The sequence below is a fragment of the Microbacterium sp. LjRoot205 genome (assembly GCF_056175745.1).
Genome location: NZ_JBGFFH010000003.1, coordinates 170,416 through 192,914, shown reverse-complemented (window position 1 = coordinate 192,914; position 22,499 = coordinate 170,416). Strand labels below are relative to the sequence as shown.

Below are 22,499 nucleotides of genomic sequence, written 5' to 3'. Positions count from 1 at the left end.
TCATTCACCTCCTTCGCTCCAGTAGGAATCACGGAGCAGATCGCAGATGTCGTCCGCGAAGAGCCCCGCGAGCATCGGGTAGCGGTTTCCCCACGCCGTTTCCGCGGCGGCGGAGATGCGATGGATCGTCTGGGCGGTGGGCCGTGGCGGAGTCGGGATCCCCCAGCGGTCGATGAGCGCGGCGATACCCGCTGGGGGGTCGAGGGGCAGTGCCACCCGCCCGGCTACACCCGTCCAGAACTCTTCGAGGCTCTCGCGATCTCCCCACCGCGGGTCTCCCGAGCACACTCGACGCCAGACCGCCGCGATGACCGCAACCGTGGCGACCATCTTGCGAACCTCTAGAGCGAAGGCGACTTCGTTGGCCACATACCAGTGGCGGGCGCTGTAGGGATCCTGCCCTCTCAGCGCCCCGCTGCGCTGAGTCGCCGCGCTCAGACGGGCGAGACGCAGGCGTGAGGCGGCGGCATTCACCTCGCCGGAGGCCGTTTCGAGAAGGGCGCCTCCGATCACGACCGCGTCGCGTCGCCCTCTGGCACTTCGCCGTGAGCTCGTGGATGCGCCTGCGAGACGGAGGAACGCCTCGAGTGCGCCCTCCCTGACCGAGGCCGGCGTGAGGGTCATCAGATTGCAGGGATCGATGATGGCGTGTCGGGGTCTCAGGGAGCGCCCGACGATGAGCCGATAACCTCTTTCGTGCTTGAGGATGCCGACGCTGTTCGTCTCCGACGAGGTACCGAGCGTCGTGGGCACCGCCACGACGTCCACGGCCGGCCGGGCATCCGGCAGGAATGTCAACGCCGACCTCGACGCGCGTTCGACGGCGAAGTCGAAGGTTCGCCCCGGGGCGAGCGAGAGCGATACGATTTTGGTGGCATCGAGAATGCTCCCGCCGCCGACGGCCACGATCACGCTCGGGGGCCGACGAGCGATCTCCTGCGCTATCCCGACGACAACTGCGACGGTCATGGAGTGAGCGTCCACCTCGATGGTTCTGGCCGAACGGTCGACGTCGACGACGTGTGTTGCGACCGACGAATCCGCGATCACGAGGGTCTCGCGATCGGCGGTGAGCCGCGTGGTCGTCTGCCGCGTGATGCCGCGCCCGTGCCAGAGCGTCGGAACCCGACCGGCGAACTCAGAGCTCACGCTGATGCTCCTGCACCTGCGCGACGCCGGCGCGCACAGCCGAATCGATCTCGAGAAGTTCAGTCGCGCTGAACCCGTATGCCGGCATCAGTTCGATGGCGCTGGGGCCGGGCTGCACGAGCACACCCTTCTCCGCGATGGCGGCCACGACACGGAGAACTTCGGCGCCGGTGAGCTGACTCGCATCCTGGTTGCGAAGGGTCAGCCCCACGAAGCACCCCCGCCCTGTCACCTCAGCGACGACCCCGTCGGACTTCAGCCGAGTCGCCAGGTGCCACAGGTCTGCCGCCAGCGCTCGCGTGGTCGACTCCACGTCGATACGGCGCAGCTCTTCGATCACCGCGACGATGGCAGCCGCACACGCCGGCGTCCCCGCCTGCGTCTCGCCATGGACGAAGGTCCAGCCGCCGCGCACGAACTCGGACGCCACGCGAGCGCCCACCAGCAGCGCAGCGGCGCCCGTTGCGCCGTTCGTCAGCGCTTTCGACAGAACGAGCACGTCTGGCGGGGCAGCCCACTCATCTGTGGCGAACATCGTGCCGGTGCGTCCGAAGCCCGTCGCGACCTCGTCCGCGACGATCAGGAAGCCGTATTCCTCTCGCAGGTCGAGGATCCGGGATATGAAAGCGTCGGACAACGGGTGCGCGCCGCTGCCCAGGACGGGCTCCACGACCACTGACGCGACCCTGGAGCCTTCCCGCTTCAGCAGCGCCTCCAGCTCCTCTCCGTCATCGCTGTGAGACACATGCCGCACCGACCTCCGGTCGACGGAGTAGACGGATTGCAGGAGGTCGTCTCCGCTCAGTGCGTGGCTGCCGTACATCGTGCCGTGATAGCTGCCTTTCAGACCCACGACCAGCGAACGCGACGCGGCTCCTTGCTGCGCCCAGTACTGCCGTGCGAGTTTCATCGCGGAGTCGTTCGCTGCCCCGCCCGACGTGCAGAAGATGACACGGCTGTACCGGCTGGGGTCGGCAAGTTCGATCAGCGCTTCGGCCGCGACCTCGGCGTATCGATGCGGTGCGCGGAACAGGGTCAGGTACGAGGCGTCGTGCGTCGCTCTGCTGACGGCGTCAGCGACCGCACGATTTCCGAAACCGAGAGGAACGTTCCACAGTCCGCTCGTCGCGCTGAGGCGTGTGGATCCGTCCGCGAACTCGATGCGATTTCCGGCGGCCCTGACAGCGACCCGTTCTTGCGTGAAGGTGGCGTCTGCGGGGAGCATCGACGTCCACAACGCGTGCGGAACACTCATCGCCCGCTGCCCGAAGCCGTGTGGCGTGACGCGTGGGCCCGTGTGCCGAAATGGATGTTGAGTGCGGTGGCAGCGTCGCGGCACAGGGCGTTCGCGTCAGACTCGGACAAGCCGCACTCCCGAGCCAATCGATCGACCGCGATCTCAGGTGTGCTCGAGGTCTGAGTGGCATCGACGACCTTGGCTGTCATCGGCGACAGCAGCTGCCGACGCAACGTCGTCACGTCGGCGAGCACGAAGCCGTCTGAGGTCTCGAGCAGGAACGGATCCGAGGCCGACGGTTCGGCGTCGGCGCGGGCATCATCGACGAACGACCAGCCGAATCCCGAGATCTTCTCGACGCCGTTCGCCAAGCGGAGCATCGTGATGAGGTCCGTCGCGTGCAGATAGCGACCGATCCAGCCGCGGCCGGTCAGGCCCTCGATGAGTGCCTGTCTGGGCACCATGCCTCCTAGCGCCACAGCCCGAGGCAAGCGGGACTCGATCACGGTCGCCAGCTCGTCGACCTCGCCGATGACCTCGCCCTGCAGACCGACGCTGATCCGACCGTCCGAGCCCACCCTGATCGCGCTCGGAGTCGCGAGTTCGCCCGGTGCCGCAAGCGCGCGGCGGTTCGCGAGCAGCACCCGCGGGTCGATCAATGACGACGGGAAGACTCCCGTGCGACGAGCGAGATCGGCGTCGTCGAGGAACGACTGCCAACCGGTCTCGTCGAAGAAGCCCACCGTTGTGGGTCCGATGATCTGCACGAACGCCGCAGCGACGTAGTCCTGGAGCTCGACGCCGCGTTCGCCGAAGAACAGCTCGTCACCGACCTCACTCAGCGCACCCGTGAAGCGAATGGCATCGGCCGGTCCGTCATAGGGGCCGCTCTGCGCGTGCAGCAGAACCGCGTCGTCTTCGCGGGCCACCGCGGCGACTGTCTCCGCTGAGGCGCCGCTCTCGACGAGGAACACCCGCGAGTACTGCTCCTGCTCACCGGTGATCCATTCACGGAGCGCCCGTGCCCCGACGAGCTCCGGTTCGTGCCTCTTCCGCGATGCCTCACTCGTGCTGATGTGCATTTCTCCCCAGAAATGTCGGGATGCCTTTCGGGCATCGGCGCGTCCTCATATGAGGCTATATATTCATCAAATGTGCTGCAATATTTTCCATTTAGGATGAGAAATGCGAAGTCAGAGCTCGGTTTCCGCCCGCGGAGGCGGCCTCAGGTGGTGCTCGACGACGACCTTCGGCCCGGGGGAACCCTGGTGCCGAGAAGGCGCCCCACATGGCGATGGAGCGCGGGGACGAGATGCTCGTGCTCCCCTGCGTCGGCACGGGTCAGCAGCTTCGTCATCACGTACAGCTGCGACACGATGCCGCCTTCCGACTCCAGGTCGCGCCGGAAGCGTCGGGCGATCTGATCGGCGACGTGCGGCACTGCCAGCGAGTGACCGAGCAGAAACGCGGCGTCGTAACCGCGCGGCGCGAGGCCCCACGCCTCCCAGTCGGCGATCGCGAACGGATCGCGGTGGATGTTGTTCCAGTGCAGGTCGCCGTGGCTCGGCACCCAATCATCCGAGTCGATGTCCATCTCGATGCCGAAGAAGACGCTGATCCGCCGGCGCATGATCTCAGGGTCGAGCACCATCCGATCCGTCCTCGCATCCGACAGGGCTTCGAGGTTGCGCTCCAGCTCTCCCCACCACGACTCGTCGAGCGCAGGCGCTCCTGCGAGCACGGCGTCCGTCGCGCACGCTCGCCCGGGCAGCAGGGTCATGAGTTCGGCGCGATACACGAGTGGCCCTTCCTCCCACGCCCGCACCTCGAGCAGGCGCGGCTTCGCGACCCCGTCGATCTGCGAGGCGTCCCGATTGCCGGTCCACCAGGAACCACGCGCCCGATCTCTGGCAGACCAGACGACGCGCAGCCAATACCGCCCACCCGCGCGTTCGACCACCGAGCCGATCGACCGATCGCGCCACCCGAAGCGGGCGCGACCGATCGCATTGAGTCCGAGGTCTGCGAGCGACCGGGAGTGAGCAGTGCGCAGTGCCACGCGCAGAGCCGAGCCGGGCGCGGCCGTGGTTTCGACAGTCGTCATCTAGTACCTTCCGGGACAGTAGCGCCCGATCGACGCAGGAGTGATTTCATATGACGACATTGCGTCCACTCCCGAGGCTAAGAAGGGCGTCGGTGCGAGCGCAAGACGAAGACACATCGCATATCGGTTCAACGGAATCCCGCGCGATGGCGGCAGCACCGGCATCCGAGACGCCTGGTCGGGGCCGTCCGCGCGATCGGATAGACTGTTCAGGTTGTTCCCTGGTGACGTGTCCGAGCGGCCGAAGGAGCACGCTTGGAAAGCGTGTGTTGTGCAAGCAACCGCGGGTTCGAATCCCGCCGTCACCGCCGAAAAGCACGAAGGGTCCCCGCGCCAGCGGGGGCCCTTCGTGCTTCCATCGAGCACCGGGGATTCGGGGAGGAGCGAGCGCAGCGAGCACCGGAGTCCCGCCGTCACCGGCATCCACCCCGAGATCCGCACCCCGTCAGGCGGAGTTCGTCCCCTCGGGCGGAAGCGCGCACAGCACGCGTCCGCCCATCTGCAGATCAGACGAAGCGCACTCCGAAGCTCTGTCCGCCCGGCTCTGCAGGCAGGGGCGTCAGGCCGAGGCGCTCGTAGAAGGCGGCGGCACCGGTGTTGTTCGGGTCCATACCCAGGTGCAGCCCGCGCACTCCGCGGCGGGTCAACTCGGCGAACAGCGTCTCGATGAGCTGTCGTCCCAGTCCCTGCCCCTGCGTCTCGGGCAGCAGGTCGATGTGCAGGTGGGCGGGGTACTCCGCGGCATTGCCGTTGCGTCCGGGCGCTTGCGCGTAGCCGTGCTCGATCATCCGCTCTTCGCGGGTCGTCGGCTCGACGGGCTGCGGATACCGGTCCTGCCGCGTCGGCCACCACTCGTCGCGGAACCAGGTCGCGAAGGCGTCCGTGTCGTCGGTCGCCACGATGTAGCCGATCACCCGCTCGTCGTCGGTCTCGACGACCCAGGCGAGGTCGGGGTGCCTCTCCGCATAGGGCACCGCGAACAGGTCGCCCCAGAGCGAGTCATCGGAGAACCGGCCGGTCGCGTCCGCCCCGGCATCCGCTGTCCTCACGCACACCTCGTAGAGGGCATCGCGGTCGGACGGTCGATACGGACGGATGCGGGACACTGCTGCTCCTCGATGAGTGGGGTGGGCTGTCAGCCTACCGAGGTGACCGCCGGATCGTCTCGCCGCGACCCCGTCACCCACGGCAGCAGCCACGCTCCGAGCACCAGCACGACGCCGGCCCCGACCAGTGCGCCGCCGAGCGTGTCGGTGGCCCAGTGCACCGATAGCAGGGTGCGCGAGACCGCCATCGCGACGACCCACGCTATGCCGAGAATCGCGGTCCACACCCGCGGGAACACGAGCCACAGCACCATCGCGATCGTCGCTGCGTTCGCCGCATGCCCTGAAGGGAATGAACCGAAGTCGCTCGCCACGATCATGTCCTCCGGACGCGCCCGGCCGAACAGGTGCTTGAGCAGCTGCACCGCACCGGCGCTCACGAGGAACGCCACGGCGGCGAACACGGCCGCCTGCCATCGGCGCGCGATCAGGAGCGCGATGATCACCAGCAGGGGCACGAGGAGGATCGCGACCCAGCCGCCGCCGATGTGATCGAGCAGCAATGCGAACGACAGCATCCAGTCGGAGCGCGACGCGCTGATCGTGTCATTCCACCAGGTGTCGAACCCTGGCGGCTCGGTGTACCCGAACACTATCGCCGCTCCGAGGAGCGTCGCCGCGACGAGCATCCCTGTTCCCCACCACAGCAGCGTTCGTGATCTCATCGAACCATTCTGCCGGTCGGAAGCTGAAAATCAGGGAGCCAGCATGCCGACAGTCCGCGGTCGCACGATCAGCCACAGCGAAAGGATGCCGATCGCGGCGCATCCGACCATGACCGATGCCATGCTCGTGGCGGTGATTCCGGTGCCGTGCGAGATCCATCCGACGACCGGCGAGACGAGTCCCGCGACGCCGAAGTTCGTGGCGCCGATGACCGACGCCGCAGTGCCTGCCGCCTTGCCGTGGCGGTCGAGCGCGAGCACCTGCACGTTCGGGAAGGTGAAGCCGCAGGCCGTCATGAAGACGAACAGTGGGATGACCGTGCCCCAGAGGCCGAGCCCGAGCTGGTCGGTCACGATGATGGCGATACCGGCGAGCAGCAGCACGGCTGTGGAGTACGCCATCACCCATTGCGGGCCGAATCGTGCGGCGAGTCGCGAGGCGGTCTGGACGCCGGCGACGACGCCGAGCGAATTGACCGCGAACAGCAGGCCGTACTGCTGCGCATCCAGCCCGTGGGTCTGCTGGAACAGGAACGGCGATGCCGACAGATAGGAGAACAGGCCGGAGAAGGTCATGCCGCCGATGATCAGCACGCCGATGAAGACACGGTCGGAGAACACCGAGCGGTAGCGCTGCAGGACGGTCGCGCCGCCCTTCTCCTGGCGACGCGCGATCGGCAGCGTCTCGGGCACGAACACCACGGTCGACACCAGCATCACCACGCCGTAGAGGGCGAGCACGACGAAGATGCCCCGCCACGGCATGAACGTGAGCAGCCACGACCCGATCAGCGGAGCGATCACGGGCGCGACGCCCGAGACCAGAGCGAGGCGCGACAGCATCACGACCAGACGACGACCGCCGAACAGATCGCGCACGATCGCCATCGCGACGACGCCACCTGCGGCGGCTCCCACTCCCATGAGCACGCGGGCGCCGCTGAGCAGCGGAAGGGTCGGGGCGTATGCGGCGGCGACGCTGGCCAGCACATGAAGCGCGGTCACGATGATCAGCGGAATGCGCCGACCCACCTTGTCGCTGAGCGGGCCCACCACGAGCTGGCCCAGTGCGAACCCGATCATCGTGCCGGTCAGGGTCAACTGGATGGCGGCGGCCGTGGTCTCGAAGTCCTGCTCGAGCACCGGGAAGGCAGGCAGGTACAGGTCGATCGTGAAGGGTCCGAGCGCGGTGAGAGCACCGAGCAGCACGATGTACAGTGCGCGGCGGCCGTTCGAGATCGAGTCGCCGGGGTGCAGCATGATCGGGGCCGTGGCGGGGTTCGACCCGAGGGTGCGGATCGCCCCCGTCGCCGACGGGATGCGGATGCTGCCCGTCGCCGTCCGCTCGGGCGCGGGGGTCGTCGAGATGGAATCAGTGCGTGGAGCGTCGGGCACGACGGTCCTTCCGGAGTTCTAGGGGCGTGTTCGAGGAGGGGGCGCTCGAAGGATGTGTTCGCGTCGCAAGGGCCACCGAATCGGCGAACGCTGTCGAATCGATTCGAATCGGGCGAAGAGTCCATGTTACAGCCCGCCGGCGCACACCCGCATGCCGCGAGGACGGATGGATGCCGAAACGCGCGGTCTCCGCATGCATTCGTCTTCTGAGCCAGCGCCCGCATGGTGATCCGCGCCCCGCGACCGCCGACCTCGGCGGACGGCGGACCCGGCGGACAGACCTCCGACCGCCGACCGACGACCGACGACCTGCGATCAGCGGAGGCGCGCGAGTCCCTGCTCGAGATCGGCGATGAGGTCGTCGACGCCCTCGATGCCCACCGACAGGCGCACCACGTTCTCGGGCACGGCGAGCGCGGTTCCTCTCACCGAGGCGTGGGTCATGTCCGGCGGATAGCCGATCAGCGACTCGACGCCGCCGAGGGACTCGGCGAGCTGGAAGAGCTCGGTCGACTCGGCGAACGCCTTGGCGGCATCCGCACCCGCCGACAGTCCGAGCGACAGCATCCCGCCGAAGCCGCTCATCTGCTCTGCGGCGATGTCGTGCCCCGGGTGCGAGGCGAGCCCCGGGTAGTACACGGTCGCGAACTCGGGGCGCGCCGTGGCCCACTCGGCGATGGCCTGTGCGTTCTCGGAGTGCTGGCGCACCCGCACCGCGAGCGTCTTGATGCCGCGGGTCGTGAGCCAGGCGTCGAGCGGGGCAGAGACCGCGCCCACGGCGAACTGCTGGAACTTGACCTGCTCGAAGAAGCGGTCGTCTCCGAACACCACCGCGCCGCCGAGGACGTCGGAGTGTCCGCCGAGATACTTCGTCGTGGAGTGCACGACGAGGTCGGCGCCGAGCGAGAGCGGCTGCTGCAGTGCCGGAGAGGCGAAGGTGTTGTCGACGACCGCGATGGCACCGGCGGCGTGCGCGATCTCGGCGACGAGCGCGATGTCGACGATCTTCAGCAGCGGGTTGCTGGGTGTCTCGACCCAGACGATCTTCGTCTCGGGGCGGATCGCCGCGCGCACCGCGTCGACGTCGGACAGTTCGACCGTCGAGAACTCGATCCCCCACGGTGCGAGTACGCGGGCGAACAGGCGGTAGGTGCCGCCGTAGACGTCGTTGCCGAGCACGACATGGTCGCCGGGCTTCAGGATGCCGCGCAGCAGCGCGTCCTCTGCTGCGAGCCCCGAGGCGAACGACAGGGCGTTCGCGCCGCCCTCGAGCGCCGCGAGCTGCGTCTCGAGCGAGGAGCGCGTCGGGTTGCCTGCGCGGTTGTACTCGTAGCCGTCGCGGAACCCGCCGATGCCGTCCTGCACATGGGTGGACGCCTGATAGATCGGCGGGATGATCGACCCCGTGGTCGGGTCGGGTGCCTGACCGGCGTGGATGGCTCGGGTGGCGAAGGCATGCTCTGACATGCTCCTCAGCCTACGTCCGCCCCGGGGAGGTCGGCTGGCCCTGTTACGCCGGGCGTCAGCGCGAGAGGTACGAGAGCAGATCCTGCCGGGTGAGCACGGTGTGCGGCTTGCCGTCGAGCGTGACGAGCAGCGCGTCGGCGTCGGCCAGAGCGGCCCTCGCCTGCGCGAGAGGGGCATGGATGCCGAGAAGCGGCAGCCGCTCCCCCACGTGTGCTCCCACGGCATCCGCCGGTTTGGCGTCGCCGCGGAACAGCAGGTCGAGCAGACCCTTCTCGTCGACCGTGCCGACGACCTCGCCCATCATCACGGGCGGCTCCGCGCTCAGCACCACCAGCTGCGAGACGTCGTACTCGGTCATCATGCCGATGGCCTCGAGCACGGTGTCGGTCGGGTGCGCGTGCACCAGATCGGGGATCCCCTCCCCCAGCCGGGCGGTGCGGGCGGCCAGCACGTCGGCCACCGTCTCGCCCTCCTCGACCTCGCTGAAGCCGTAGGAGCGCATCCAGCCGTCGTTGAAGATCTTGCTGAGGTAGCCGCGTCCGCCGTCCGGCAGCAGCACCACCATCACGGCATCCGCCGGCAGGTCGCGAGCGACCCGCAGCGCGCCGACCACGGCCATGCCGCTCGAGCCGCCGACGAGGATTCCCTCTTCACGCGCGAGTCGCCGGGTCATCGCGAACGACTCCGCATCGTCGACCGCGACGATCTCATGCGGAACCCTCGGATCGTAGGCGCCGGGCCAGATGTCCTCGCCGACCCCCTCGACCAGATACGGGCGTCCCGTGCCACCGCTGTAGACGCTGCCCACCGGGTCGACTCCCACGATGCGCACGCGATCTTCCGACACCTCACGCAGATAGCGACCGGTGCCCGTGATCGTGCCCCCGGTGCCGACGCCGGCGACGAAGTGCGTGATCAGTCCGTCGGTGTCGCGCCAGATCTCGGGACCGGTGGTCTCGTAGTGGCTGCGGGGTCCGTTCGGATTCTCGTACTGGTTCGGCTTGAACGCCCCGGGGATCTCGCGGGCGAGCCGATCGCTGACGCTGTAGTACGACTCCGGGCTCTCTGCCGCGACCGAGGTCGGCGTCACGACCACCTCGGCACCGTATGCCCGCAGCACGTCGATCTTGTCCTCCCCGACCTTGTCGGGCAGCACGAAGACGCACTTGTATCCGCGCTGCTGGGCGACCAGTGCGAGGCCGACGCCGGTGTTCCCGCTCGTGGGCTCCACGATGGTGCCGCCCGGCTTCAGGTCGCCCGAGGCCTCGGCGGCATCGATGATCCTCGAGGCGATGCGATCCTTCGCGGAACCGCCGGGGTTGAGGTACTCCAGCTTCACCAGCACGGTGCACGCGACGCCCTCGGTGACGTGCTGGAGCTTCACGAGGGGCGTGTCGCCGACGAGATCGACGATGGAGTCTGCGTACTTCATGTTCACAGCGTACGTGCGACGATGCCGCGACCGGGGCTGTGTTGCGCCCGATCGCGGCATCGTGTGCTCGACCTCTCGTACCGACCCGATCAGCCCTTCGTGGACCCCGCCAGGAGTCCTCGCACGAAGTACCGCTGGAGCGAGAAGAACACGATCAGCGGGACGATGATCGACACGAACGCACCTGCAGTCAGGAGGTACCAGCCCTCACCGCGGCCGGTGATCTCGGCGAGCACCTTGGTGATCGGCGAGGCGGCGCCGTCGGCGAACACCAGGGCGACGAGCAGGTCGTTCCACACCCACAGGAACTGGAAGATCGCCACCGACGCGATCGCCGGCATCGTCAGCGGCAGCACGATCCGGAAGAAGATCTGGCCGCGGGATGCACCGTCGACGCGCGCGGCTTCGATGATCTCGCCGGGGATCTCCGACATGAAGTTGTGCAGCAGGTAGATCGCCAGCGGCAGCGCGAACATGGTGTGGGCGATCCACACCTGCGCATAGCCGCCGGAGGCGTCGAGTCCCTGCGTCACCTGCACGCCGAACAGGTTGATCCCCCGCGAGAACGATGACAGCAGCGGCACCAGCGCCATCTGGATCGGCACGATCTGCAGTGCGAACACGAAGATGAACAGCGCGTTGCGTCCCTTGAAGTCGATCCACGAGAACGCGTACGCCGCCATCGCCGCGATCATCAGCGGGATGAGCGTGGCCGGGATCGTGATCACGATCGAGTTGAAGAAGGACTCCAGGATCGTCAGCTGCGTGGTGCCCGACTGCAGCACCGCCACGTAGTTGTCGATGGTGAACTGTGGATTGGTGAAGAACGTCCACCACCCGGTGGTCTCGATCGCATCCCTCTCACGGAACGACGAGATGAACAGTCCGAGCGTCGGGATGGTCCACACCACGGCGATGACGATCGATGCGACCGTCGCCCACGGGCGGCTGAGCCGCTTGCGTGCACGGCCTGCCGACGCTTCGAAGCGTCCGGCGGTCGTGATCGCCCTGGTGCTCTGGCCGGTGTCTGAGTTCACGGTGTCGGTCATCGGATCTCCCGCTGCTTCTTGATCTGGCGCGCGTTGTAGATGACGATCGGGAGCACCAGGATGAACAGGATGACGGAGAGCGCAGCGCTGCGACCCGCCTCGAACTTGGAGAACTGCGTGTACATCTCGTTCGCGAGCACGGATGTGCCGTAGTTGCCACCGGTCATGGTTCGCACGATGTCGAACACCTTCAGCGAGGCGATCGAGATCGTGGTCAGCACGACGATCAGCGCCGGTCGGATCGACGGGATCGTCACCGAGCGGAATCGCTCCCAGGCGTTCGCGCCGTCAAGCTCGGCCGCTTCGAGAAGCTCGGTGGGCACGCCCTTGATGGATGCCGAGAGGACGACCATCGCGAACCCGGTCTGCACCCAGATCAGCACGACGATGAGCGCCAGGTTGTTCCACGGACCGTTCAGCAGGAACTGCTGCGGCTCTCCGCCGAACCAGACCAGGATCTGGTTGAGCAGACCGATCTGCTCGAACTCCGGACCGCGATAGGCATACACGAAACGCCAGATGATGCTCGCGCCGACGAACGAGATCGCCATCGGCATGAAGACCAGCAGCTTGTAGATCTTCTCGCCGCGGGTCTTGTCGATGAAGACCGCGTAGGCCAGACCGACCATCGTCGAGAGCGTCGGAACCAGCAGCACCCAGACGATCGTGTTCACCACCGAGGTGACGCCGTCGGACTGCGTGAAGATCCAGAGGTAGTTCGAGAAGCCGACGAAGTCGCTGCCGGTCGAGTTCCAGAAGGACGCGTAGACGGTCTGGATCGACGGAAGGATCAGTCCTGCCACCAGCAGCAGCATCGCCGGCGCCATGAAGGCGACGAGCTGGATCAGGTACCCCGCTCCGTCGCGGGATCGGTAGTCGAGGAAGAAGAACAGCGCTCCCACGGCGACTGCCACTCCCATCGCCCAGTAGTACGAGTTGAAGAACCACATCACCGCGAATGGGATGAGGAGGCACATCGCGAGGCGAATGCCGGTGTAGAGCGCGCCCTTTCGCGGCGCGATGTCGACGAGCAGCAGGATGACGACGACGACCACCGCGAAGGCGAGGACGACGGCGAGAGCTTGGACGATCGGGGGCAGAGACCCGATCCATTGGAAGAACACAGTCGCGTTCATGGATTCCCCTTCATGAGACGGAGCTGATCAGCGGACGGCGCGCCCATGCGTGGTCCGAGTGCGAGAGGGTGGGCCGCCCATCGGGGCGGCCCACCTCATCCGATCAGCTGGAGGGCCAACCGGTCTCGATCTGGGTCAGCACCTCGTCAGTCGAGGTCCCGTTGATCCAGGCGACCATGCCCTTCCAGAAGGTTCCGGAGCCGACGGCTCCGGGCATCTGGTCGGATCCGTCGAAGCGGAACGTCACCGAGTCGTCCTGCAGCAGCTTGATCGACTCCTGCAGGATCGGGTTCTCGACGGCTTCGATGTCGACGCCCTTGTTCGCAGAGGTCACGCCGCCGAGCGCGAGACGGCTGTCCGCCCACTCGGGGCTCGAGAGGTACTCCAGCACCTTCTGCGTCGCCTCGTCGTCGCTGAACGCGCCGACGATCTCGCCACCACCGGTGATGAACGTCTCGTCCTCGCTCTGGCTCGGAAGCAGGAAGGCCCAGACGTCGCCCTCCTCGGAGATGTCCGTGCCCTCGGGGAAGAAGCCCGAGAGGAAGGACGCCTGGTGGGTCAGCGCGCACTCGCCGCTGGCGACTGCCGGGGCGACATCACCGAATGCGGTCGAGTTGATCGAGCGCACGTCACCGAAGCCGCCGTTGACGTAGGCCGGGTTGAGCAGGAGTTCACCCGTCGCGTCGAACGCCTCCTTGATCTGCGGGTCGGTGAACGGGATCTCGTTCTTGACCCACTGGTCGTAGACATCTGCTCCGGCGTTGCGGAGCACGAGGTCCTCGATCCAGTCTGTTCCGGGCCAACCCGTCGCGACGCCCGACTCGAAGCCGGCGCACCACGGAGCCTTGCCACTCGTCTCCTGGATCTTCTGAGTGAGCGTGAGCAGCTCTTCCCAACTCGTCGGCTCCTCGACACCCCATTCGGCGAACTTCTTGGGCGAGTACCAGACCCAGCCCTTGACGCTCGCCATGAGCGGTGCGCCGTAGAACTCGTCCTCGTAGGTGCCGAAGTCGACCCACCCCTGCGTCCAGTACTCCTTCGCGTTCGCCTCGACCGCTTCGGGTGCTGGCTTCAGGAAGTCGCGGGCGGCGTAGTCCGCGAAGAGTCCGGGCTGCGGGAAGATCGCGATGTCGGGCGGGTTGCCGCCCTGTGCGCGCGTTCCGAGCTGAGTCTCGAAGTCCTGGCTGCCCTCGTACTTGATCTCGATGTCGTTCTCTTCTTCGAAGTCCGCCCAGGACTCCGCGAGGAGTTCCGCTTCTCCCTCGACGATCGTGCCGTAGATCGTGACGGAGTTATCGCCGCCACCACCGCCTTCTCCCCCGCCGTCCGTGCCGCCGGGAGCACCACAGCCGGCGAGCGCGATGCCCGCGACTCCCAGCAGTGCGATTGGCGCGTAACGCCGGGAACGCTGTGACAGACCCATGTGAATTCTCCTCTTCGAGTTTCACGGTTCCCACGTCATCCTGCGCCGCCCCTCGGCGCAGAATCGGGAACCGATTCCAGGACAACCTACCGGGGTCTCACGCCGCGACACAATAAGCCAGGATCACAAGCTCGCAACCTTTCGTGATGTCCGATGCTCGGACGTGGGAGCGCTCCCGAGCAATTCGTATGGAACCGGTTCCTTTCCCGCCGCTGAACGGTTACGCTTTCATCGGCGTGGAGGCGGGGACTCGCGTCGAAAGGCATGGTCGAGGAGGACCGATGAGCACGATCGCGGACGTCGCGGCGCGCGCAGGCGTGTCGAAGGCGACGGCGAGCCGAGCGCTCAGCGGACGCGGATACGTCTCCGACGGCACCCGTCAGAGGGTCGCCGATGCCGCCGATGAGCTCGCCTACGTCGCCCACTCCTCCGCGACGAGCCTCGCCACGGGGCGGACGCAGACCGTCGGCGTCATCATGCCTCCTGTCGACCGCTGGTACTTCTCCGAGCTGCTGGCCGGGATCCAGGAGTCGCTGTTCGCTCTCGACTACGAGCTCGCCCTCTACGGCATCCGCGAAGGCAGCGAGACCCGCGAGCGCCTCTTCGACACGGTGCTGCCCGGCCGGCGGTTCGACGGGATCATCGCCGTCGGCATCCAACCCAGCGCGCAGGAGCTCGAGCGGCTGCATCGCTCAGAGCGGCCGCTCGTCAGTGTCGGCCCCTACAGCGAAGGGTCGAGCGCGGTGTCCATCGATGACGTCGCCGCCGCTCGCATCGCCACCGAGCACCTCATCGAACTCGGCCACACCGACATCGCATTCGTCGGTGGTTCCACGGATCCGGACGACCTCAGCTTCGGCGACGCCCAGCGTGTCGAGGGATACCTCGAGGCACTCGCTGCAGCGGGCCTCGAAGCGATCGCCAGGATCGCGGATGCGCGCCCGACGATGCCCGGCGGCTACGCCGCCGCCGTCGAGCTGCTCGGTGATCGCCGAGGGCGACCCACCGCGATCGTCGGCGTGTGCGATGAGGCGGCGATCGGAGCGATGATCGCGGCCCGGCGCCTGGGGATCGCCGTCCCCACCGAACTCAGCATCGTCGGGGTCGATGACCACGAGCACGCCGAGATGTTCGCGCTCACCACCATCAAGCAGTCGCCACGGGAGCAGGGGCACGAGGCGGTGCGGCTGCTGCGGCAGCAGATAGACCAGCCGGACTCGCCACGAGAGCGCACTGTGACAGCATCCGCCCTGGTCGTTCGCAGTTCCACCGCGGGTCGACGCTGACCCGCGACCTCGCTCGCGAGGCCTCTCACCGGCCCCGGACGCACGAAAGCCCCGGGCGGACCCGGGGCTTTCGTGAAGCGTTCAGACGCATCCAGGTCGAGGCGCACGCGCCGCGACCTGGAACGGATTACTTGAGGGTAACCGTGGCGCCTGCCTCTTCGAGAGCAGCCTTTGCCTTCTCGGCGGCTTCCTTGTTCGCGCCCTCGAGCACGGCCTTGGGAGCACCGTCGACGACAGCCTTGGCCTCGCCGAGGCCGAGCGAGGTGAGCTCGCGGACGGTCTTGATGACCTGGATCTTCTTGTCGCCGGCAGCCTCGAGGATGACGTCGAAGGAGTCCTTCTCCTCAACCTCTTCAGCAGCGCCGCCGCCTGCGCCTGCAACGGCGACGGGGGCAGCAGCGGTGACCTCGAACTTCTCCTCGAACGCCTTGACGAAGTCGTTGAGCTCGACGAGGGTCAGGCCTGCGAACTGCTCGAGCAGCTCCTCAGTGGTGAGCTTAGCCATGATGTATCTCCTAGATAGATGGGTTTGTTGAACGAGATCGCAGGTCGCTCACGCGGCCTCAGCGGTCTCCAGCTTTTCGCGAAGAGCATCGATGGTGGCGGCAGCCTTGCCCATCGTGGCCTTCATCATGCCCGCAGCCTTCGCCAGCAGAACCTCACGGCTCTCGAGCGCGGCGTACTTGTTGACCTCGTCGGCGGTGAGGGCGTTGCCCTCGAAGATGCCCGACTTGATCACGAGAAGCGGGTTGGCCTTGGCGAAGTCACGAAGAGCCTTGGCAGTGGCGACGAAGTCACCGTGCACGAACGCGACGGCCGACGGACCCTTGAGGTCGTCGTCCAGCGCGGTGATGCCAGCCTTGTTGGCGGCGATCTTGGTCAGCGTGTTCTTCACCACGGCGTACTCAGCGTCCTGACGGATGCTGTTGCGCAGCTCCTTGAGCTGGGCAACCGTCAGACCGCGGTACTCGGTCAGCAGAACGGCAGTCGAGTTCTCGAATGACTTCGTGAGCTCGGCAACCGATGCGTCCTTCTGCGCCATGGTCACTCCTTGGTGTGTACGAGGCGCCCCACGGAGGTGAGGCGCCGGTTCCGACCGCTGGCAACAGAAAAGCTCCGGCGCAAGCGCACGGAGCTTTGAGAAGTTCGTGTCCTGCGCGGGCCCCTGCTGAGCAGAGCTTCGATCCTCATGCGCTTGCGCACACGACGATGACCAGCGGTCTTCGGTTACGACAACTGTACCCCACGGCATCCCCGGCCCCAAATCGGTCGGGATCACCGACTGTGCGCGGCGCGACCTCCGTGGCCCGCGAGCGCGTCGGCGGCGCGGATGAGACTCAGGTGCGAGAGCGCCTGCGGGGTGTTGCCGGCCTGCCGCGCGTTCGCGACGTCGTACTCCTCCGACAGCAGTCCGAGGTCGTTCGTCATCCCCATCAACCGCTCCATCAGATCGCGCGCCTCGTCGACACGGCCACTCGTCGTATACTGCTCGACCAGCCAGAAGCTGCACGCGATGAAGGGATGCTCATCGCCGTCGAGCCCGTCCACACCCGACTCCGTGCGGTAGCGGCGGAGGAATCCGTCGGTGAGCAGGGTGCGCTCGATCTGCTCCACCGTTCGCAGCATCCGCGGATCGTCAGGGTCGCAGAACCCCACCTGAGGCAGCACGAGCAGCGACGCATCCACCTCGATCGAGCCGTAGTGCTGAACGAAGTACCCGTGGTCCGCGTCGACTCCGTGCTCGTCGATCTCGCGCCGCAGTCCGTCACGGACGCCCGCCCATCGATCGGCGTCGCCCGGGAGGCCATGCTCCTGCACGGCCCGGACGCCGCGGTCAAGCGCAGCCCACATCATGACCCTCGAATGCGTGAACCACTGCGGCTCGCCCCGGAYCTCCCAGATGCCGTTGTCGGGACGCTGGATCGAGGCGATCACCTGCTCGATGAGCGCCCGCTGGAGGGGCCAGGAGAAGTCCCCTTCCTCGAGGCCGGCGATCCGGGCCGCCTCCAGAGCGACGAGCACCTCGCCGATCACGTCGCCCTGGTACTGGTCGACCGCGCCGTTGCCGATCCGCACCGGGGCCGCACCTCCATAGCCGGGCAGACTCGTGAGCTCTCGTTCGATGAGGTCGCGCTCTCCCGCGATCCCGTACATGATCTGCACCTCGTTCGGCTCACCGGCCACGGCTCGGAGCAGCCATCGCCGCCAATGGTGCGCCTCGGTGAGGAACCCGTGAGCGATGAGGGCTTCGAGCGTCAGGGCGGCGTCCCGCAACCAGACGAAGCGGTAGTCCCAGTTGCGCGAGCCGCCGAAGTCTTCGGGAAGCGATGTCGTGGCCGCAGCCACGATGCCACCGGTGTCCTTGTTCGTGAGTGCCCTCAGCACCAGCAGAGACCGCACGACCTCTCCGCGGTACGCGCCGTCGTGCTGGATCCCGCTCGCCCACGCCTGCCACCAGGATCGTTCCGGCGATCGCGTCGTCGACGTCGAGTGCCGCCGGCGCGTGCTCGTGCGAGGGGAACCAGCTGAGCGTCAGGTCACGGACCTCCTCCGCGGCGACCGTGAACGTCGCACGGTGCCGGTGGTCCTCCGCGACGAGCCGCACGCCGCGCACGGTCACGGCTTCGGGTCCGGCCGTCGCGCGCAGCGCCGGCTCCTCATTCGTGCCCACCTGCCGCACCCACGGGAGCCTGCGGGAGTAGTCGAAGTGCAGGCGCAGCTCGGTGACGAATTCGACGTGGCCCGCGATGCCGACGACCCTGCGAACGACATCGGTGCGCGAGGACTGCAGCGGCATGAACTCCTGCACCTCTGCGATGCCGTCGGCCGTCTCCCATCGGGTGACCAGGATGAACGTGTCCGACACGTAGTGGCGCTGCGAGGTCGCGGCGGCATCGAGCGGCCGCAGGCTCCAGCATCCGTTGCTCGCCTCTCCGAGCAGGGCTCCGAACAACGACGGCGCGTCGAAGCGAGGAAGGCAGAGCCAGTCGATACTGCCCTCCTTCGAGACGAGCGCGCCGGTGCGGCAGTCACTGAGCAGGGCGTAGTCCTCGATGGGAGCGGGCATCGACCGATTCTGGCACGACCGTCCGTCGAGAGGACGGGATACGGTGAGACCATGACCGATGCGACGACGCTGGTGATCCTCGGGGCCGGTGGCGACCTCACCGCCCGGCTCCTCCTCCCCGCGCTGGGACAGCTGCTGACACGGGAGCCCTCCCGCGCGGTTCGCATCGTCGGCGCCGACCGCGAGGAGTGGACCGACGCGGATCTCGAGTCCGTCGTCCGCGCGTCGTTCGCGTCGATGGATGCCGAGGACGCCGCGTCCCGCGTGGACGTGACGTACACGCGGACCGACATCACACATCCGGACGACCTCCGCGCACTGTTGAAGGACTGCACCGGGCAGGTCGCGCTCTACTTCGCCGTGCCGCCCGCCGTGGCCGCGGCATCTGTCGCGACTCTCACCCCCGACATGCTGCCGGCGGGCGCGATGCTCGTCATGGAGAAGCCCTTCGGCACGGACGAGGCGAGTGCCGAAGAGCTGAACCGGACGTTGACCGATCTCGTGCCCGAGAGCCAGGTGTTTCGGGTCGACCACTTCCTCGGCCGCTCGACCACGCTCAACCTCCTCGGAGCGCGGTTCGCGAACCGCATCCTCGAGCCGCTCTGGTCTGCCGAGAGCATCGAGTCGGTCGACATCGTCTACGACGAGTCGCTGGCGCTGGAGGGACGCGCGGGCTACTACGACAAAGCGGGCGCACTGGTCGACATGATCCAGAGCCACCTGCTGCAGGTGCTCGCCGTGCTCGCGATGGAGGAGCCGGCGACTCTCGATGAGATCGACTTCCGGGCCGCGACCTCTGCGGTGCTGCGTGCGACCGCGGTGTGGGGCGACGACCCCGCTGGGTCGTCGCGCCGAGCCCGATACACCGCAGGAGAGATCGACGGCGCGGCGAAGCCGTCGTACGTCGACGAGCCGGGGGTCGACCCCGACCGCCAGACCGAGACGCTCGCCGAGGCGACGTTCGAGGTGCGGAACGCCCGATGGGCGGGGATCCCGTTCCGGCTCCGCTCCGGCAAAGCCCTCGGCACGCCTGCAAGGGAGATCGTCGTGCGCTTCCGTCCGGTCCGCCACCTGCCACGGGGACTCACGGGCACGTCGGACGGCGCGGTGCTGCGGTTCTCGTTGGGACCGGACCGGATGTCCCTCGAGCTGAACCTCAATGCGTCCGAGGACCCGTTCGAACTGGAGCGGGCCACGTTGTCGGCCGAGCTCGGAGAGGGTGCACTCAAGGCGTATGCCGAGGTCCTGTCCGGCGTCTTGGACGGCGACCCGATGCTGGCAGTGCGCGGCGACGCCGCCGAACAGTCCTGGCGCATCGTGGCTCCGATCCTCGAGGCGTGGCGGCAGGGCGATGTGCCGCTCGACGACTACGTCGCCGGATCCTCCGGCCCCGAGGTGTGGCCTGAGCTCGGCTGACCCCTTTCCGACGCGGAGAGCGCCCGGGGGATGCCACGGAGCGGCGTGTGCGGGAGGGAGAGTCGGCGACCGGGGTTACCCTCGATAGGTGACCCCCGAACTCCAAGCTCGCATCGTCGCGGACTCCCGCGACCGCGTGGCCTGGATGAGGGCACGCTCGCGCGGGATCACCGCCACGGACGTCGCCGGACTCACGAGCGAGAGGTCGATCGCGCGCGCGGCCGACTCGARGCTCGGCGGTGGCCCCCGCTTCGGAGGCAACGCCTATACCGATCACGGGAGACGCCGCGAGCCCGAGATCGCCGCCTGGGTGGCGGCGACCCACGGCATCCTGCCGTCGTCCGCCCTGTTCCGCGCCGAGGTCGAGCACCGGCACCTGGCGACCCCCGATGGCATCGCCGTCGACGCGGACGGCCGCGTGAAGCTCGCCGAGATCAAGACCACGAACAAGGCGTTCCGTGGCATCCCCCGCACCTACCTCCGCCAGATCTGGTGGCAGCAGCACGTGCTCGGCGCCGAGCGCACTCTCTTCGTCTGGGAGGAGCACGTCGACTTCGCTCCGATCCACGATGAGCCCCGCTGCGTCTGGATCGATCGCGACGACCGCGAGATCGCGAAGCTCGTCGGCCTCGCCACCGACCTCATCGACGAGCTGTACCGACGAACCACCGGCATGCAGGTGCCCACCCGGATAGCGGATGCTGCGGCAGCGGCCGCCGCCAGTCGCCGCGAGCACCTTCGCGAGCGCGACGCCTTCCGCGCGCTCGCTCTCGCCGACTAGACGCCGTTGGCGGGAGTGCAGGTCGGCGCGCCCGCGATCAGCGGAGCGTTGTAGGTGGCTGTGGTGACTCCGGGAGAGGTCCACCCCGAATACGTCGTCCGCATCTCGAGGATGACGTCCGCGCCCAGCAAAGACCCGAGCAGCCCCGAGAGCAATCCTGTCGTGATGTCCGCCGTGTACCTGCCCTGGGCATCCGGCCCCGTGACCACGGGGGCGATCACCGTCGTGCCGACGCGCCACTGCACGTTCGCCGATGTCATGGTCGAGTACGGTGCCGCAGCGTTCGGCCACTGGAAGACGATCTTCATGAACGAACCGCCCAGCACGGGCGGCCGGATGCACGAGGAGAAGCTGGTGATCTGAGGTGGAGCGAGACGCAGTGCGGTGATGGTCGTCCGGGCGTGGTCGCTGTCGGTGAAAGCCGCCTCGGTCATCTGAGCCGACGGTGCCATGCCGATGCCCAGCAGAAGAGCTGCCCCCGCGACGCCGGCGAGGACGCGCCGCCCACGTCGGCCGGTCATGCCCCGTCCTCCCTCTCGACGAGGACACGGCGGCGGCCCGCCACGAACAGCAACGTTCCGACGGCGCCCACGGCGATGGCCGCGCCGATCGTCCAGGGCGCGAGCGGTGAGAGGCCGGTCGTCGCGAGTCCCCCGTCCGGGCCGATCACGGCCGACTCCCCGGCGCCGCGCGCATGCACCCGCACCTGCGTGCTTCCGGCGTCGTCGCCGGCCAGAGAGATGACGAGCCTCAGGTGCGCGACCTCCGTGTCCGGCATCTCGAGGAGGTCCACCTCCGCGCCGTCTCGGGGAATCGGCCAGCCGGTTGTCAGCTCTTCCACGCCGCCGGCACAGCCGGTCTCGTCCCACACCAGCTCGCACCGGTAGGCATCCACGATGAGCGACGCATCTCCCGACGCGCTCACGCCCACCGCCACGACTCCCGGGTCGGGCGCCTCCGCACTCACCGTCACGTCCCAGTGCACTGGCTGTCCTGGCAACAGGCTCGAAGCAGCGTCCCAGTCGGCGACCGAGACCAACCGCAGAACATCTCCCTGCACCACCTGCGTGGACGGCGACGCCCACGCAGGGCCCGCGAGAAGCGCTCCGAGAACGACCGCCGAGGCGCTCGTCGCGCATGCGGCCCGCCGGTTCATCGGCCGGCCCCCGCCGTGTGGGTCCGCACGCGACGATCCTTCGACGAGCGCGGCCAGAACGCCCAGACGACCAGGGCCGTCGCGCCGAGGGTGAGGCCGCCGAGCACGTAGGGGTTGCCCATCGCGACGATCACGGTGGCGATTCCCGGAACGGAGAACAGCACGACTCGCACCGTCTGCACGGTGTACGGGTACGGATCGTCGGCTGCGTTCGCGTCTCCTCGCATCGTGATCACACGCTCATCCTCGTTCGACCCCGGAGTGATCGACGTGATCCGGTGAGTGACAGGCAGGTCGCCCGCCCTATCGACGGTGACGACGTCGCCGACCTGCACCTGCGAGGCGGCGACGCTCTGGACGACCGCGACGGAGCCTGCCGGAATCGTCGGCGCCATGGATCCGGTGCGGAACATGATGAGGGTGATGTTCGCCGTGAGGGCCACGACGACCAGCACCATGCAGGCGACGCCGGCGATCGCCGAGAGCCAGAGAAGGGCGTCGGCGAGCACGCGCCCGAGACCTCGACGGGTCGAACGCCTCGGAACGGATGCCGACGCTGCGGGCGCGGAGGGCGACGCGTCGACGGTCGCCGTCTGCTCACGCAGGCTCCGCCTCGTGGGTGCGCTCATC

At 67.7% G+C, this 22,499-nt stretch carries 20 protein-coding genes, 1 tRNA gene and 1 pseudogene; 4 read left to right on the top strand and 18 right to left on the bottom strand.

Annotated features, from left to right (window positions below; translation table 11 throughout):
- The 4 genes from mpaC to AC04ME_RS08910 form a co-directional block, all read right to left on the bottom strand.
- Nucleotides 1-1,149, bottom strand: coding sequence for a daptide-type RiPP biosynthesis dehydogenase (gene mpaC, locus AC04ME_RS08925; RefSeq protein ID WP_475434616.1), 1,149 nt, complete (start codon nucleotides 1,147-1,149; stop codon nucleotides 1-3).
- Nucleotides 1,139-2,404, bottom strand: coding sequence for a daptide-type RiPP biosynthesis aminotransferase (mpaD, locus tag AC04ME_RS08920; protein ID WP_475434614.1), 1,266 nt, complete (start codon nucleotides 2,402-2,404; stop codon nucleotides 1,139-1,141). The genes mpaC and mpaD overlap by 11 nt, the downstream gene beginning before the upstream one ends.
- Nucleotides 2,401-3,468 (bottom strand): daptide biosynthesis RiPP recognition protein, encoded by a 1,068-nt coding sequence (gene mpaB / locus AC04ME_RS08915; RefSeq protein ID WP_475434612.1) that lies wholly within the window; start codon nucleotides 3,466-3,468, stop codon nucleotides 2,401-2,403. Before mpaB ends, mpaD begins: the two co-directional genes overlap by 4 nt.
- A 143-nt stretch (nucleotides 3,469-3,611) precedes the next feature.
- Nucleotides 3,612-4,490 carry a hypothetical protein gene (locus tag AC04ME_RS08910; protein WP_475434610.1) on the bottom strand — a complete coding sequence of 293 codons (879 nt, stop codon included), beginning with the start codon at nucleotides 4,488-4,490 and terminating at the stop codon, nucleotides 3,612-3,614.
- 223 nt (nucleotides 4,491-4,713) lie between these two features.
- Between AC04ME_RS08910 and AC04ME_RS08905 the strand changes: the two genes are divergently transcribed.
- Nucleotides 4,714-4,798 (top strand) — tRNA-Ser (locus AC04ME_RS08905).
- A gap of 198 nt (nucleotides 4,799-4,996) precedes the next feature.
- On the opposite strand, the gene AC04ME_RS08900 is transcribed toward AC04ME_RS08905, so the two are convergent.
- The 8 genes from AC04ME_RS08900 to AC04ME_RS08865 form a co-directional block, all read right to left on the bottom strand.
- On the bottom strand, nucleotides 4,997-5,596 hold the full coding sequence (locus AC04ME_RS08900) for an N-acetyltransferase family protein (RefSeq protein ID WP_475434608.1): 600 nt from the start codon (nucleotides 5,594-5,596) through the stop codon (nucleotides 4,997-4,999).
- A gap of 29 nt (nucleotides 5,597-5,625) precedes the next feature.
- Nucleotides 5,626-6,261: a phosphatase PAP2 family protein gene (locus AC04ME_RS08895; RefSeq protein ID WP_079113349.1), complete on the bottom strand. Its 636-nt coding sequence runs from the start codon at nucleotides 6,259-6,261 to the stop codon at nucleotides 5,626-5,628.
- A 30-nt stretch (nucleotides 6,262-6,291) separates the two neighbouring features.
- Nucleotides 6,292-7,656, bottom strand: coding sequence for a multidrug effflux MFS transporter (locus tag AC04ME_RS08890; protein WP_376708819.1), 1,365 nt, complete (start codon nucleotides 7,654-7,656; stop codon nucleotides 6,292-6,294).
- 315 nt (nucleotides 7,657-7,971) lie between these two features.
- Complete coding sequence (locus tag AC04ME_RS08885) at nucleotides 7,972-9,123, bottom strand: cystathionine gamma-synthase (RefSeq protein ID WP_475434606.1); 1,152 nt, start codon at nucleotides 9,121-9,123, stop codon at nucleotides 7,972-7,974.
- Nucleotides 9,124-9,178: 55 nt separating this feature from the next.
- Nucleotides 9,179-10,555 carry a cystathionine beta-synthase gene (locus tag AC04ME_RS08880; protein ID WP_475434605.1) on the bottom strand — a complete coding sequence of 459 codons (1,377 nt, stop codon included), beginning with the start codon at nucleotides 10,553-10,555 and terminating at the stop codon, nucleotides 9,179-9,181.
- An 89-nt stretch (nucleotides 10,556-10,644) separates the two neighbouring features.
- On the bottom strand, nucleotides 10,645-11,604 hold the full coding sequence (locus AC04ME_RS08875; RefSeq protein WP_079113352.1) for a carbohydrate ABC transporter permease: 960 nt from the start codon (nucleotides 11,602-11,604) through the stop codon (nucleotides 10,645-10,647).
- Nucleotides 11,601-12,740 carry a carbohydrate ABC transporter permease gene (locus tag AC04ME_RS08870; protein ID WP_042539585.1) on the bottom strand — a complete coding sequence of 380 codons (1,140 nt, stop codon included), beginning with the start codon at nucleotides 12,738-12,740 and terminating at the stop codon, nucleotides 11,601-11,603. The genes AC04ME_RS08875 and AC04ME_RS08870 overlap by 4 nt, the downstream gene beginning before the upstream one ends.
- Before the next feature lie 103 nt (nucleotides 12,741-12,843).
- Nucleotides 12,844-14,163: an ABC transporter substrate-binding protein gene (locus tag AC04ME_RS08865; RefSeq protein WP_042539583.1), complete on the bottom strand. Its 1,320-nt coding sequence runs from the start codon at nucleotides 14,161-14,163 to the stop codon at nucleotides 12,844-12,846.
- 281 nt (nucleotides 14,164-14,444) lie between these two features.
- On the opposite strand from AC04ME_RS08865, the gene AC04ME_RS08860 reads away from it, so the two are divergent.
- Nucleotides 14,445-15,449: a LacI family DNA-binding transcriptional regulator gene (locus AC04ME_RS08860; RefSeq protein WP_079113353.1), complete on the top strand. Its 1,005-nt coding sequence runs from the start codon at nucleotides 14,445-14,447 to the stop codon at nucleotides 15,447-15,449.
- A gap of 127 nt (nucleotides 15,450-15,576) precedes the next feature.
- Here the strand turns inward: AC04ME_RS08860 and rplL are convergent, their stop codons facing one another.
- The 3 genes and pseudogenes from rplL to AC04ME_RS08845 form a co-directional block, all read right to left on the bottom strand.
- The gene (rplL, locus tag AC04ME_RS08855) at nucleotides 15,577-15,954 is read right to left on the bottom strand and encodes a 50S ribosomal protein L7/L12 (protein ID WP_042539579.1); all 378 of its coding nucleotides are present in this window, start codon (nucleotides 15,952-15,954) and stop codon (nucleotides 15,577-15,579) included.
- A gap of 48 nt (nucleotides 15,955-16,002) precedes the next feature.
- Nucleotides 16,003-16,491 carry a 50S ribosomal protein L10 gene (rplJ, locus tag AC04ME_RS08850; RefSeq protein ID WP_042539577.1) on the bottom strand — a complete coding sequence of 163 codons (489 nt, stop codon included), beginning with the start codon at nucleotides 16,489-16,491 and terminating at the stop codon, nucleotides 16,003-16,005.
- Nucleotides 16,492-16,724: 233 nt separating this feature from the next.
- Nucleotides 16,725-18,516: pseudogene (locus AC04ME_RS08845) on the bottom strand (glycoside hydrolase family 15 protein).
- 51 nt (nucleotides 18,517-18,567) lie between these two features.
- On the opposite strand from AC04ME_RS08845, the gene AC04ME_RS08840 reads away from it, so the two are divergent.
- The gene (locus tag AC04ME_RS08840; protein WP_475434602.1) at nucleotides 18,568-19,932 is read left to right on the top strand and encodes a glucose-6-phosphate dehydrogenase; all 1,365 of its coding nucleotides are present in this window, start codon (nucleotides 18,568-18,570) and stop codon (nucleotides 19,930-19,932) included.
- Between the two features lie 88 nt (nucleotides 19,933-20,020).
- A complete protein-coding gene (locus AC04ME_RS08835; RefSeq protein WP_475434600.1) occupies nucleotides 20,021-20,713 on the top strand; it encodes a YqaJ viral recombinase family protein in 693 nt (230 codons plus the stop codon).
- Here the strand turns inward: AC04ME_RS08835 and AC04ME_RS08830 are convergent.
- From AC04ME_RS08830 to AC04ME_RS08820, 3 genes are read right to left on the bottom strand one after another with little or no spacing between them, the layout of a single operon-like run.
- Nucleotides 20,710-21,234, bottom strand: a complete 525-nt coding sequence (locus tag AC04ME_RS08830) for a hypothetical protein (protein ID WP_475434598.1) — start codon at nucleotides 21,232-21,234, stop codon at nucleotides 20,710-20,712. The two genes, AC04ME_RS08835 and AC04ME_RS08830, sit on opposite strands and share 4 nt — an antisense overlap.
- Nucleotides 21,231-21,869: a hypothetical protein gene (locus AC04ME_RS08825; RefSeq protein ID WP_311878290.1), complete on the bottom strand. Its 639-nt coding sequence runs from the start codon at nucleotides 21,867-21,869 to the stop codon at nucleotides 21,231-21,233. The genes AC04ME_RS08830 and AC04ME_RS08825 overlap by 4 nt, the downstream gene beginning before the upstream one ends.
- Nucleotides 21,866-22,498, bottom strand: coding sequence for a signal peptidase I (locus AC04ME_RS08820; RefSeq protein WP_052492908.1), 633 nt, complete (start codon nucleotides 22,496-22,498; stop codon nucleotides 21,866-21,868). The genes AC04ME_RS08825 and AC04ME_RS08820 overlap by 4 nt, the downstream gene beginning before the upstream one ends.
- Between the last annotated feature and the right edge of the window lies 1 nt (nucleotide 22,499).